Here is a 13,158-nt window from a genome sequence, read left to right as displayed (position 1 = left end):
CACGTCCCCGCGAGAGGTATTGGATTGCGGCATCCGCTCGACATCGTCGCCATGTTCGCCGCACTCTGGCTGCTGGCCTCGATGATGCTCGACGCGTTGACGCCGAAGGAGCTGACCGCGATCATGATCGGCGTGGCGATCGGACCCGCCATCGTCATCACCGCCGTGTTCTACTACCTGCGCTGCCCGCGAACGGACTTTGCGGTGATGTTCGCGGCGCTCTGGCTGATCTCGGACATCGCCATCGCCTTCGTCTCGCCGAAGGAGCTGCCGCACTTCCTGATCCTGCTCGGCTTCGTGCCGGCCCTGCTGATCGGCTCAGTGATGCACTGGCAACGCTTCCAGAACCGGCACGAGCGACTGCCCGCGCCTTCGGTGAAGCGGGGCTAACGCGGCAATAGGTTCGTCTTCGCGAGATCGAGCACCTCGTCGCCGCGGCCGTTCATCACCGCGCGCAGGACCCAGAGGCTAAAGCCCTTGATCTGCTCGGGCGTGATGGTCGGCGGCATCGACAGCTCCTGCTTGGCGGTGACGACGTCGAGCAGCGCCGGCCCGTCATGGGCGAGCATCTCCTTCACCGCGCCCGGAAGCTCGCCGGGGTCCTCGACGCGCTTGGCGAAGATTCCCATGGCGCGCGCCATCGCCGCGAAATCGGGATTCTCCAGGTCGACATTGGTGTCGACGAAACCCGCCGCCTTCATCTCCAGCGCGACGAAGCCGAGCACGCCGTTGTTGAAGATCACGACCTTCACCGGTAGCTTCATTTGCGTCAGCGTGATGAGATCGCCCATCAGCATGGAGAAACCGCCGTCGCCCGACAGCGAGATCACCTGGCGGCCGGGCTGGGCGGCCTGCGCACCGATCGCCTGCGGCATGGCGTTGGCCATCGAGCCGTGCACGAAGGAGCCGACCAGCCGGCGGCGGCCGTTCATGTCGAGATAGCGCGCCGCCCACACCGTGGGCGTGCCGACATCGGCGGTGAAGACCGCATCGTCCGATGCGTGGTCGCTGATGACTTTTGCGAGATATTGCGGGTGGATCGGCTTGCTGCCGGGCGTGCCCTTGGCCAGCGAATCCAGGCCCTCGCGCGCCTTCTTGTAATGCGCGACGGCATCGTCGAGATGCTGGCGCTGCGTCTTTGATTTCAGCAGCGGCAGCAGCGCCTCGATGGTCAGCTTGACGTCGCCGACGAGGCCGAGATCGATCTTGCAGCGTCGTCCGAGATTTTCCGGGCGGATGTCGACCTGCGCGATCTTCGCATCGGTCGGAAAGAATTGCTTATAGGGAAAATCGGTGCCGAGCATCACCAGGGCGTCGCAGGCGTGCATGGCGGCATAGCCCGAGGAGAAGCCGATGAAGCCGGTCATGCCGACGTCATAGGGATTGTCGTACTCGACATGCTCCTTGCCGCCGAGCGCATGCACGATCGGACTCTTCAGCGCTTCCGCCAGCTGCATCAAGGGCGCATGCGCGCCGGCGCAGCCGCGGCCGCAGAACAGGGTGACGCGCTCGGTGCCGTTGAGGAGTTCGGCGAGCGCCTGCAGCTCATCGGCCTGCGGCACCACCTTCGGCGCCGACAGCGCGAGTCCGCGCGTCGTCGACAGCGCGCGCTTGGGCGGGCTACGGAATGCGACGTCGCCGGGCATCGCGACGACGGCGACGCCGCGCAGGCCCACCGCCGCGCGGATGGCATTCTCCAGCACGTAAGGAAGCTGGCTCGGGTCGGACACCAGCTCGCAATAATGGCTGCATTCGCGGAACAGATTTTGCGGATAGGTCTCCTGGAAATAACCGCCGCCGATCTCAGCGGTCGGGATCTGCGCCGCGATCGCCAGCACGGGAACGCGGCTGCGATGCGCGTCGAACAGGCCGTTGATCAGATGCAGATTGCCGGGACCGCAGGAGCCCGCGCACACCGCAAGGCTTCCGGTCATCTCGGCTTCGCCGGCGGCGGCGAACGCGGCAACCTCCTCGTGGCGGACATGGATCCATTCGATCGTGCCGCGGCGGCGCAGTGATTCGGTCAGGGCGTTCAAGCTGTCGCCGACGATGCCGTAGATGCGCTTGACGCCGGCCTGCTCGAGCGTTGCCACGAACAGATCGGCCACGTTGTTGATCGCCATGTCGGTCTCCTGATTCAGCCAGTCACATAATGCGATGCGCAAAACGTCAGCATCGCGACACTATGTGGCACAATAGGCCATGTCAGGATCACGGCTAGTTTATTGTCCGTTCAATCTTTCTGAATTGCCCGATCGTAAGCCGCGATCGTTGCCTTCGCTCGGCCTGCGACATCGGCCGCGCTCATGCCGGGCTTGTAGAGGCTGGAGCCGAGCCCGAAGGCGGTGACGCCGCCCCCGATGTACTCCGCAAAATTCTGATCGGAGACGCCGCCGACCGCGGCGATCATGACGCCTGGCGGCAGCACGGCGCGGATCGCGGCAATGCCGGATGCGCCGAGCACGTTGGCCGGAAAGAATTTCAGGCCCGATGCGCCCGAGCGCGCCGCGAGCAGCGCCTCGGTCGGCGAGAACACGCCAGGCAAGGTCACCATGCCGTGCTGATGCGCACGCGCGAGCACCTGCGTGTCCACATTCGGCGAGACCATCAGCCTGCCGCCGACGTCGTTGAGACGATCGACATCCGCAGTGGTCAGCACCGTGCCGGCGCCGATCAGCACGCCTGAAGGCGCCTGCTTCACGGCCGTTGCGATGGAGCGGAACGGATCGGGCGAGTTCAGGGGAATTTCGATCGCGGTCATGCCGGCCTCGATCAGCACGGCGACGATCGCCTCGGTCTCCTCCGGCTTGACGCCGCGCAGGATCGCAACCAGCGGCCGCTTCATCGGCGGAAAGGGAACGCTCATCTCAAAAATCCTTCTGCTTCGTCCAGATCGCGGCAGCCGCCATCGACAGGCCGCGGCGGACGGCCTCATCCGCGTCGACCGGAATTGCGTTGACCGACAGCGCCTCGAACGCCAGCCGGTACAGCATCGCAAGCCGCCCCGATGCAACCAGCTCGACGCCCGCTTGGGGAACGGGGCCGGAGAGCCCCGCCGCCAGCTCGGCGCCGATCAACGTGCCCGACAGCGTCTCGCGCGCCGCGGCCGGCGTGCCGCCGAACAGCAGCTGGCGTGAGCGCGCGCCGAACAAGTGATTGGCGACAAAGGCGGGCGCCTCATACGCGGCTTTCACCGCCGCCTTGAAGCTCGCGACATCCTCGGCCTCGTCGGCGCCGGCGACCGCGAGCGACAGGATGGTCTCGCGCGAGACGGCGCTGAACAGCTCGCCTGTCATGAAGGTGGAGAAGCGTTCGACCACGCCGTCCTTCACGCGCACCCATTTCGAATGCGTGCCGGGCATGCAGACCAGCGCCTCGCCCGCGGCCTTGAGGCCGAGCGCGCCGAGCAGCTGCGTTTCCTCGCCGCGCATCACGTCCGGCGCTTTTGTCTCGCGCTGCGCGATGCCGGGCAGGATGCGGATGTCGCGGGCTTCGCCGGGGACGCGCACGGCCTGTTTCAGGATGGCGGCCAGCGGCGCCGGCGTGTCGACATAGCCGGCTTCGACCCAGCCGTTTCTGGCGCCGGCCATGCCGCAGACGAGAACCGGCAGATGATCCGGCGCCTCGACCGCGGCAAGATGCGATTGCAGCACGGCGGGAAAGCCGGTCTTCGCCGCGGCGAGCATGCCCTCGCCGCTGCGGCGCTCAGTCAGTACCTGGCCGGCACGATCGACCAGCCACAGCCGAAAGCTGCTGGTGCCCCAGTCCACCGCGACATAAGCGGGTTCGGTCATTCGAAACTGTCCTCGTCTCACGGCCGGGACGTCGTCTCGCGACAATGAGACGACGTCTTGCGGGTCTACCGCCGAGATACCGGCTATTGTGCGGGCAAACCAGCCCTTTCTCCGCAATTCGAGGCTCCGCCGTGCTGGCACAGCGCTTGCTGAAGCCTTCCCACTCAACTCCGTCAACGCGCGACAAGACGCGTCAACATCAGATGAGGAAACCCATGGAGATCGGCTATTTCACGATGCCTTCGCATCCGCCAGAGTGCGGCCTGAAGGAAGGGAACGACTGGGACCTGCAAGTCATGCGCTGGCTCGACGAACTCGGCTATCAGGAAGCCTGGGTCGGCGAGCACCACACCGCGCCCTGGGAACCCAATCCCACGCCGGACCTCCTGATCGCGCAGGCCCTGATGCAGACCAAAAAGCTGCGCATCGGACCCGGCGGCTTCCTGTTGCCCTATCACCACCCGGCCGAGCTCGCCAATCGCGTCGCGATGCTCGACCATCTCTCCGAGGGCCGGCTCAATTTCGGCGTCGCAGCTTCGGGGCTACCGAGCGACTGGGCGATGTTCAACGTTGACGGCATGAGCGGGCAGAACCGCGACATGACCCGCGAGGCGCTGGAGATCATCCTGAAGCTGTGGACCGAGCCGGCACCCTTTACTCACAAGGGCAAATTCTGGACGGTGACCAAGCCGGACACGATGTTCGACTTCCTCAAGCCCCACATCAAGCCGTTGCAGGCGCCGCATCCGCCGATCGGCGTTGCCGGGCTGTCGAAGAACTCGGACACGCTGAAGCTCGCCGGCGAGCGCGGCTTCATCCCGATGAGCCTCAACCTCAACCCGGCCTATGTCTCCAGCCATTGGGACTCGGTCGAGGTCGGCGCCGCCAAGACCGGGCGCAAGCCGAACCGGCAGGACTGGCGCCTGGTGCGCGAGGTGTTCGTCGCCGACACCGACGAGGAAGCCTGGAAGCTCTCGACCGGCGACATGATGGGCCGGATGATGAGCGAGTACTTCCTGCCGCTGCTCGGCCATTTCGGCTTCAAGGATTATCTCAAGCACGCCCCTGATGTCCCCGACAGCGACGTCACGGTCGAATATTGCGCCAAGCGGAACTGGATCGTCGGCTCGCCCGCGACCGTCGCCGAGAAGATCGAGAAGATCTACGACGAGGTCGGCGGCTTCGGCGTGCTGCTGGTGTTCGGCTTCGACTACAAGCACAAGGCGGAAGCCTGGCACCACTCGCTCTCGCTGCTGAAGAACGAGGTGATGCCGCGCCTTGCGCATCTCGGCTCCGCGAAGAAGGCAGCTTGACGCCCAACGGGTGCGGCGCAATCGTGTCGCACCCGCTTCTGTTTTCGGAGATTTCCGCGTGACGGTCGACGCCAATCCTCTCGACGTGAAGGATTTCAAGCAGGCGATGCGCCAATGTGCCGGCGCCGTCGCGCTGGTCACGGTCGGCGCTGAGCACGGCAAGCGCACGGGATTGACGGTGACCTCGGCCTGCTCGCTGTCGGATAGCCCGCCCTCGCTGATCGTCTGCGTCAACCGCAACGCCAGCGCACATGCGCGCATCCGCGAGGAAGCCGCGTTCGCGATCAACTTCCTGCACGAGGACCACGCCCTGCTCGCGCTGACCTTCAGCGGCCAGAAGGGCGTCAACGGCGACGACCGTTTTGCGTTCGGGCAATGGACGCGCGGCGCGACCGGCGCCCCGGTGCTGACGGATGCGGTGGCCGCATTCGACTGCGTGCTGGCGCAGGAGTTCGAGACGACGACGCATTCGATCTTCGTCGGCGAGGTGCGCGGCGTCTCGCATTCGGATGCGGCCGGGCCGCTGGTGTACTTGCGCAGCAGTTTTCACACGCCGCATGAGATGCGCGAAACGGTGACGGTCGGCGACCTCGATTCACGGCATCTGAGCTGGACGGATTTTTCTTAATCGTCACTCTCGCTGCGAATACAGTATCGTAGGGTGGGCAAAGCGAAGCGTGCCCACGTACTGCAACATTCGGTTAGAGATGGTGGGCACGGCGCAAGCGCGCCTTTGCCCACCCTACGATTCCGAGCCAGCGGAGAACGCGCGCCACGTGCAGCTGATCCCTACTGCGCCGTCTCGATCTTCAGCTGCTTGATCTTGCGATAGAGCGTGGCGCGGCTGAGCTTCAGCGCGCGGGCCGCCGCCGTCACGCGGCCGCCATGCTGGCGCAAGGCTTCCACGAGCGTGGCGCGTTCGGCCGCTGCAAGATCAGGCTCCGCCGCCCTCCCTCCGAACGGCGGCAGATCCAGATCCGCCTCGGTGATGACCCCGTTCTCCGCCGTGCAACCGGCGAGCCGCAGCACGTGGCGAAGCTGGCGCATGTTGCCGGGATAGGAATAGGCCGAGAGTTGCGACCACGCCTGGTCCGAAAGCCTGCAGTTCGGCGCCTCTTCGCGCGCGATCTGGCGGATGACGTCGTCCCGGTCGGCACGCTCGCGCAAGGCCGGCAGCCGCACCTCGAGGCCGCGCAGGCGGAAATAGAGGTCGGCGCGGAAGCCGCCTTCTTCGGCCATGCGGCCGAGATCGCGGTGGGTGGCGCTGATGAGGCGGATGTCGACGGCGACGGGCTTGAGCGCGCCAAGCGGCCAGACCTCGCGGTTTTCCAGCACGCGCAACAAGCGCGTCTGCAGCGCGATCGGCATATCGCCGATTTCGTCGAGGAACAGCGTGCCGCCGTCGGCCTGCACGATCAAGCCCTTCGAGCCGTCGCGCCGCGCGCCGGTGAAGGCGCCGGCCTCGTAGCCGAACAGCTCGGCGTCGATCAGGCTCTCCGGCATCGCCGCGCAGTTCAGCGCCACATAATTGCTGCGCGCGCGGTTGCTGGCGGCGTGAATGGCGCGCGCGAACACATCCTTGCCGACGCCGGTCTCGCCATGGAGCAGCACCGGCAGATTGTGATCGCCGATGCTTCGGAGCCGCTTCACGCTTCTGATCAGCCCGGGATCGCGGCCGGCGAGCCGATGCAGGGCGTCGAAGCGATCGACAGGTGCATCGCGGCGCGGTGCGAGCGGGCGCGCCGATGATCTCGCCCGCAGCGGCGGCGCAACATGCCCTCGCCCTAACGCACTGCCATCGGCGCGGCGCAACTCGACCGTCTCGTCCGCGCCGCGGCCGGCATGATGATCGAACTTGACGTAGCGCGACAGATCGATGCCGGATGCGATCAGGCCGTCGGTGAGACCCAGCAGTGCGCGCGCCGAACGGCAGGCGCCGACGATGCGGCGATCGTCGTCATAGGCGAGCAGACCGCTGCCGCCGTCGCCCGGCACAGTCGCGATCCAGGCGTTGCGGAAATGACCGCGGAAGATCGCACCCTCCATGCGCCGCGTCGCCTCCATCGTCACCGCGAGCGCGAGCTGATGCGCAGCGCGCTCGAGATCCTCGCGGCAAGAGGTGATGTTCACGGCACCGGCGAGGCGACCGGCCTGGTCGAACAGCGGCGCCACGGCGCAGGAGAACATGTGCCACTGCGCGCGAAAATGCTCGTCACGATGCACCAGGATCGGCTTCTGCTCCGCGAGTGCGGTGCCTAGCCCGTTGGTGCCTTCGAAAGCCTCGGAAAAATTCGAGCCGGTATAGACCTTCCAGCGCATGAAGATTTCAGTATCGGCCGGGCCGGGTAGCCGGCTCCACAGCATCGTGGCGCTGGGGTCAGCGAGATTGACGCAATAGCCGGCCTCGCGCAGCACCCGCGCGAGGTCTTCGAGCTCCGGCGTCGCGAGCTGGATCAGCTGCTCCATGGGTTCGGCGACATGCCGGACCTCGGCCTCGGTCAGCGTCTGCGGCGGTCCCTGGCGGGCGGGGTCGAGCTTGTGGCTGATCAGGCAGCGCCGCCAGGAATCGGCAATGCGCGAAGAGGCATCGACGTCGGCCAATTGATTGGCGACGGACAAGACACGGGCGACATGGTTCGAGGCCGACAGGCTGGCCATCGCGGACGTCTCCACCCTGTATTATTGTGCAAAGTCTGGCACCACAGGCGGGGATGTCAATCGGGAACCGGGAACGAGGATGAAGGCACACGGGCTCAGCGCCTTCATGGCCGGGCTTGTCCCGGCCATCCACGCGTTACCGCGGATGCGAAAGAACGTGGATGCCCGGGACATCTGGCGCGAAGACGCGCTTCGCGCTTCTGCCCGGGCATGACGATTTGGATAACGAGTGCCTTAAGCGACCCGCGCTTGCTGCACCGCCGTCACCACGTATCGATGCATGGCCGCTTCTTCCCGGCCCTGGCCGGCGGCTTCGGCACCGAACGGAGTCCGGCCATGATCCAGCGGCGCGTCTCGGCGGGGTCGATCACGTTGTCGATCTCGAATACCGATGCGATCGAGACCGCCTTGCCGTTGGCATAGAGCTCGGCGACCTTGTTGCGGTAATAGGTCTCGCGCTCCTCGGGATCAGTGATCGCCTCCATCTCCTTGCGGAAGCCGAGGCGGACGTAGCCCTCCAGGCCCATGCCGCCGAATTCGCCGGTCGGCCAGGCCGCGGTGAAGAACGAGGCGTGGAAGCCGCCGCCGATCATCGACTGCGCGCCGAGACCGTAGCCCTTGCGCAGCACGATGCCGAACAGCGGCACAGTGAGGCTCGCGCCCGTCACGAACATGCGCGAGACGTGACGCACGATCGCGGTCTTCTCGGCTTCCGGGCCGACCATGAAGCCGGGCGTGTCGCAGAGCGAAACGACGGGCAGGTCGAACGCGTCGCAGAGCTGGAGGAAGCGGGCAGCCTTATCGCCGGCATCGGCATCGATCGCGCCGCCGAGATGGCGCGGATTGTTGGCGATCAGGCCGAACGGCTTTCCTTCGATGCGGATCAGCGCGGTGATCATGCCGACGCCGTAGTCGCGGCGCAGCTCCAGCACGGAATCCTTGTCGGCGACGAGATCGATGACGCTGCGGATGTCGTAGACGCGCAGCCGGTTCTCGGGGATGGCGCGTCGGAGCAGGCGCTGGTCGGCGGCCTCCCACTCCGTCACCGCGCCCTGGAAATAGGACAGATACTTTTGCGCGACGGATGTCGCCTCCTCCTCGTCCTCGACGAGGATATCGATGACGCCGTTCGGCGACTGGAACGAGACCGGGCCGACCTCGGCCGGATGATAGACGCCGAGACCGCCGCCTTCGATCATCGCAGGGCCGCCCATTCCGATCGAGGCGTTCTTGGTGGCGATGATCACGTCGCAGCAGCCAAGCATCGCGGCGTTGCCGGCGAAGCAATAGCCGGAGACGACACCAATCACAGGCACGAGGCCGGAGAGCCTTGCGAATTGCACGAAGGACGGACCGTCGAGCCCGGTCATACCGAGCCGGTCGGTGTCGCCGGGCCGGCCGCCGCCGCCTTCGGCATAGAACACCAGCGGCACGCGCCAGTCTTCCGCAAGGGTCAGCATGCGGTCGATCTTCTTGTGGTTCATGTGGCCCTGCGTGCCCGCGAGCACGGTGTAGTCATAGGCCACAACGATGCAGCGCGCGCCCTCGGGTCCGAACTTCTCGCCATTCACCGTGGCAACGCCCATCACGAGGCCGTCGGCCGGCGTGTTCTTGATGAGATCGTCGAGCTTGCGCCGGCGGCGCTGCGCCGCGATCGCGAGGCTGCCATACTCCATGAACGAGCCGTCATCGACGAGCTGGGCGACGTTCTCGCGCGCGGTGCGCTGGTTGGTGTTGCGGCGGCGCTCGACCGAGGCGGGGCGATTCGCATCCAGCGTGTTCGCCTGGCGGGCAATCAACTCGGCGAGATCGGGCCGGATGTGATCCAGATCGATGTCGGCTTCGGCCGTGGCCCTATCCGCCGCAACGTCGAGCGGCTCGAGATACATGATCGGCTCGCCATGCATCAGCGTGGCGCCGTCGCCGGCGGCGAGCGTCATGACACGGCCGCCCTGCTCGGCCATCACCAGATGCTCCATCTTCATGGACTCGATCACGGCGAGCTGCTGGCCGGGGCGCACGATCTCGCCCTCCTTCACCTGAATGGTGACGATGGTCCCCTGCAACGGTGCGGCGACCATCACCGTGCCTTCAGGCACCACTTGCGCGATGTGCGTCTCGGCACCGTGAACGCCACTTGCTTCGGTTGGCGCAAAATAAAGCGGCTTGGCCGCGCCATCGGCGGCATCGACAAGCTTTGCGATATTGCGATCGATGAAATCGGTCGCGATATGGTTGGTCCTGAAATCAGGATGCGCCAGCACCGCCTGGAGGAAGGCGATGTTGGTGACCACGCCGTCGATCCGGAACTCGCGCAGGGCACGCGATGCCTTCGCGACCACATCATGCCAGGCTTCGCCCGGCGTATGCACGATGACTTTTGCGAGTAGCGAGTCAAAGGCCGCGCTGGTCTTGTAGCCGGCGTAACCAAAACTATCGACACGAACTCCGGGGCCTGACGGGGGTTCGAAAACGGCGAGCACGCCGCCGGTCGGATGCGTCGCGCCCGTCTCGTCCAGCGTTTCCATGTTGACGCGAAGCTGCATGGCATGGCCTCGTGGCTTCGGGATCGAAGCTTGCGCAAAGCCAAGCGAGGCGAGCGTCGCGCCTGATGCGACCGCGAGCTGGGCGCGGACGAGGTCGAGGCCGAGCACTTCTTCGGTGACGGTGTGCTCGACCTGCAGCCGCGGATTGGCCTCGATGAAGGCAAAACTGTCCTCGGCCGTGCCGTCGACCAGGAACTCGAACGTGCCGAGATTGTCGTAAGCCGCCGCCGACGCAAGTTGCTTGGCCGCCTCGATGATGCGGCCGCGCAAGGGATCGCTCAACGACGGGCTCGGCGCCACCTCGATCAGCTTCTGGTGCCGGCGCTGGATGGTGCATTCACGCTCCCAGAGATGAGAGATCGCGCCGTGACGATCGCCGATAATCTGCACCTCGATATGCCGCGCCTGTCGGATCAGCCGCTCGGCATAGACGCCGTCGAAGCCGAAGGCCGCCTTGGCCTCGGACTGGCAGCGCGCATAGGCTTCCGCAAGATCGGATGCGTTCTCGACGACACGCATGCCGCGACCGCCACCGCCGGCCATGGCCTTGATCACGATCGCAGCATGGCTGCCGAGCGAAGCGAAGAACGCCGTGATCTCCTCCAGCGAGGACGGCCCGCTGGTGCCGGCAATGATCGGCACGCCGCAACGCTTTGCCAGTTGCCGCGCCGCGACCTTGTCGCCGAACAATTCGAGCGCCGCCGGCTTCGGCCCGACGAAGGTGAGGCCCACGTCCGCGCACGCCTTGGCGAATGCGGCGTTCTCGCTGAGGAAGCCGTAGCCGGGATGCACGGCATCGCACCCGACGCTTTTCGCCGCCGTCACCACCGCATCGATGTCGAGATAGGCCCGGGCGCCGCGGCCGGGGATTTCGACCGCCTCGTCGGCCACACGCACGTGCAGCGACAGCGCATCATCAGTAGGATGGATCGCAACGGTCGCGATGCCGGCATCGGCCGCCGCGCGCGCGATGCGGATGGCGATCTCGCCGCGATTGGCGATCAGGAGTTTCTTGAACGACATCGTCTCTCTCATTCAGACAGCAGCAGGAAGATTCGGATCGAGGTCCTGCTTCTTCACCTTGCCCGTCGCCGTCAGCGGCAGGGCATCGATAATACGCACTTCCGGGATCTTGTAGACGGCCATGCGCTCGGCGCACCACGCGCGCAGATCTTCCGCAGAGATGGTGCCGACCGCCTCCGGCTTGAGCTGGATATAGGCCACCGGCACCTGGCCCTTGTCAGGATCGTCGCGCCCGACCACGCCCGATCCCAGAACTTTCGGATGCTGGCCGAGCAGCGCCTCGATCTCCGGCGGAAACACGCTCATGCCCTTGACCTTCAGCATCTCCTTGCGGCGGCCGAGGAAGTGCAGAAAACCGTCCTTGTCGATGTTGCCGATATCGCCGGTGCGCAGCCAACCGTCGACGAGCGACTCGGAGGTCGCCTCCGGCTTGTTCCAGTAGCTCTTCAGCAGCGACGGCGTGCGCACGCGGATCTCGCCTTCCGCGCCGAGCGGCAGCAATGCGCCGGTCTCGAAATCGGTGATCTTGAACTCGGCGCCGGGGACCGGCAGGCCGACGAAGATCGGCTGATTGTTGAGGTCGAAATCGTCATCCTGGAAGCCCGCCGTGAAGGTGTTGGAGGTGTGGGTTTCCGTCATGCCCCATGCCGCCTCCATCAGGATCGTGCCGGTCAGACCCTTCCAGCGCTTGCGATAATCGGCGTTGAGCTTCTTGACGAAGGAGACGACGCGGACCTGCTGCAGCGACGACAGGTCGAACTCGCTCCAGCGCGGATGGTCCATCAGCTCGACCGCGCCGTCGACCGGCATCGCGGTGATCGTGACCTTGTACTTGTCGATCGCCGCCATCGCGCCGACGGCATCCCAGCGCGCCAGCAGCACCAGCGTCGCGCCGGAGAACAGCGGGAAGATCAGGCCAAAGTTCTCGCCGGCGATCCAGAATTCCGGAAAGAACGACAGGAACACGCTGCTCTCGTCGGACAGCACCGAGATGCCGTAATTGGCCGCGGCCGTGTAGACCATGTCGCGATGGGTATGGACGCAGCCCTTGGGCATGCCCGTGGTGCCGCCGGTGTAGTTGAGCGCGGCAACGTCATCGAGCCCAGGCGGCGGCAGCGGCATAGGCGTGGGCATTGCCGCCAGCGTCGGCAGCAGATCGGTCGCGCCCGGGACCGCAACGCGCGGCGCGCGGATCGAGTCCGGCGTGGGGAACGCGGGCGTTACCGGAATGACGTCGGCGAAGCTGGTGACGATGATTTGGCGCAGGCGCACCTCGCCGCGGACCTGCTCGACGACGGGGACGAGCTGGTCGAGCGCCACGATCACATCGGCCTGGGTGTCGTTCAGTTCGTAGGACAGCTCGAACGCGCGCGACAGCGGGCTGACGGGGACATGGATCGCGCCGAGCTTCAAAATGCCGAAGAACACGATGTGGAATTGCGGGCAGTTCGGCAGGAACACGGCGACGCGGTCACCCTTGCTGACGCCCTTGGCTTGCAGCAGCGCCGCAAAACGGTCGCTCTGCCGGTCGAGCTCCGCGTAGGTGGTGACGTGGCCGTAGAAGATGATTGCGGGCCGCTCCGGGCTGCGCTTCGCCCAGGCGCGCAGATATTCCGTCAAGGGAACTTCGCCGTGCAGATAATTCGGCGAACGCGGCATGCCGTTCGGCCAGGCCTTCTCCCACAGGCCACGCAATGTGGCGAGATAATCCTTCTCGTTGAGGCCCGCGCTCATGACGTCTTTCCCGTGTTGCTTTTCTTTTCGAAGGCACGCACGTGCCGTCAATCGACATCGCTACACGTCGAGCACGGCGGAGGTCATGTC

General features: G+C 65.8%; 9 protein-coding genes. 3 read left to right on the top strand and 6 right to left on the bottom strand.

Going from position 1 to position 13,158, the window contains the following annotated elements; translation table 11 throughout:
- Window positions 1–24 precede the first annotated feature (24 nt).
- Window positions 25–390, top strand: coding sequence for a hypothetical protein (locus GGD65_RS24815; RefSeq protein ID WP_018317263.1), 366 nt, complete (start codon window positions 25–27; stop codon window positions 388–390).
- Here the strand turns inward: GGD65_RS24815 and poxB are convergent.
- From poxB to GGD65_RS24800, 3 genes are all read right to left on the bottom strand, one after another.
- Window positions 387–2,123: a ubiquinone-dependent pyruvate dehydrogenase gene (gene poxB / locus GGD65_RS24810; protein ID WP_183236892.1), complete on the bottom strand. Its 1,737-nt coding sequence runs from the start codon at window positions 2,121–2,123 to the stop codon at window positions 387–389. The genes GGD65_RS24815 and poxB overlap by 4 nt on opposite strands.
- Window positions 2,124–2,233: 110 nt before the next feature.
- Window positions 2,234–2,866 (bottom strand): 2-dehydro-3-deoxy-6-phosphogalactonate aldolase, encoded by a 633-nt coding sequence (locus GGD65_RS24805; RefSeq protein ID WP_179735002.1) that lies wholly within the window; start codon window positions 2,864–2,866, stop codon window positions 2,234–2,236.
- A 1-nt stretch (window position 2,867) separates the two neighbouring features.
- Entirely contained in the window at window positions 2,868–3,794 is a 927-nt protein-coding gene (locus GGD65_RS24800; RefSeq protein ID WP_183236891.1) for a 2-dehydro-3-deoxygalactonokinase, read from the bottom strand.
- A gap of 215 nt (window positions 3,795–4,009) precedes the next feature.
- Here GGD65_RS24800 and GGD65_RS24795 point away from each other — a divergent pair, with 215 nt between their 5' ends.
- Together GGD65_RS24795 and GGD65_RS24790 are read left to right on the top strand one after the other, a co-directional pair.
- Window positions 4,010–5,107: an LLM class flavin-dependent oxidoreductase gene (locus tag GGD65_RS24795; RefSeq protein ID WP_018317267.1), complete on the top strand. Its 1,098-nt coding sequence runs from the start codon at window positions 4,010–4,012 to the stop codon at window positions 5,105–5,107.
- A 58-nt stretch (window positions 5,108–5,165) separates the two neighbouring features.
- Entirely contained in the window at window positions 5,166–5,735 is a 570-nt protein-coding gene (locus GGD65_RS24790; RefSeq protein ID WP_183236890.1) for a flavin reductase family protein, read from the top strand.
- A 161-nt stretch (window positions 5,736–5,896) separates the two neighbouring features.
- Here the strand turns inward: GGD65_RS24790 and GGD65_RS24785 are convergent, their stop codons facing one another.
- The 3 genes from GGD65_RS24785 to GGD65_RS24775 all read right to left on the bottom strand — a co-directional run bounded on the left by GGD65_RS24785 (window position 5,897) and on the right by GGD65_RS24775 (window position 13,068).
- A complete protein-coding gene (locus GGD65_RS24785) occupies window positions 5,897–7,765 on the bottom strand; it encodes a sigma-54-dependent Fis family transcriptional regulator (RefSeq protein ID WP_183236889.1) in 1,869 nt (622 codons plus the stop codon).
- 263 nt (window positions 7,766–8,028) lie between these two features.
- Entirely contained in the window at window positions 8,029–11,334 is a 3,306-nt protein-coding gene (locus GGD65_RS24780; protein WP_183236888.1) for a carboxyl transferase domain-containing protein, read from the bottom strand.
- A gap of 12 nt (window positions 11,335–11,346) precedes the next feature.
- Complete coding sequence (locus GGD65_RS24775) at window positions 11,347–13,068, bottom strand: AMP-binding protein (RefSeq protein ID WP_183236887.1); 1,722 nt, start codon at window positions 13,066–13,068, stop codon at window positions 11,347–11,349.
- Between the last annotated feature and the right edge of the window lie 90 nt (window positions 13,069–13,158).

Origin of the sequence: Bradyrhizobium sp. CIR18, assembly GCF_014198295.1 — a bacterium.
Taxonomy (GTDB): Bacteria; Pseudomonadota; Alphaproteobacteria; order Rhizobiales; family Xanthobacteraceae; genus Bradyrhizobium.
This window is presented reverse-complemented; position numbering and strand designations above follow the sequence as displayed.

Bases quoted from the DNA above. Each gene is read 5' to 3' on its own strand.
- GGD65_RS24805 (WP_179735002.1), bottom strand. From the start codon at position 2,866: ATGAGCGTTCCCTTTCCGCCGATGAAGCGGCCGCTGGTTGCGATCCTG.
- GGD65_RS24780 (WP_183236888.1), bottom strand. From the start codon at position 11,334: ATGTCGTTCAAGAAACTCCTGATCGCCAATCGCGGCGAGATCGCCATC.
- GGD65_RS24800 (WP_183236891.1), bottom strand. From the start codon at position 3,794: ATGACCGAACCCGCTTATGTCGCGGTGGACTGGGGCACCAGCAGCTTT.
- poxB (WP_183236892.1), bottom strand. From the start codon at position 2,123: ATGGCGATCAACAACGTGGCCGATCTGTTCGTGGCAACGCTCGAGCAG.
- GGD65_RS24785 (WP_183236889.1), bottom strand. From the start codon at position 7,765: ATGGCCAGCCTGTCGGCCTCGAACCATGTCGCCCGTGTCTTGTCCGTC.
- GGD65_RS24775 (WP_183236887.1), bottom strand. From the start codon at position 13,068: ATGAGCGCGGGCCTCAACGAGAAGGATTATCTCGCCACATTGCGTGGC.
- GGD65_RS24795 (WP_018317267.1), top strand. From the start codon at position 4,010: ATGGAGATCGGCTATTTCACGATGCCTTCGCATCCGCCAGAGTGCGGC.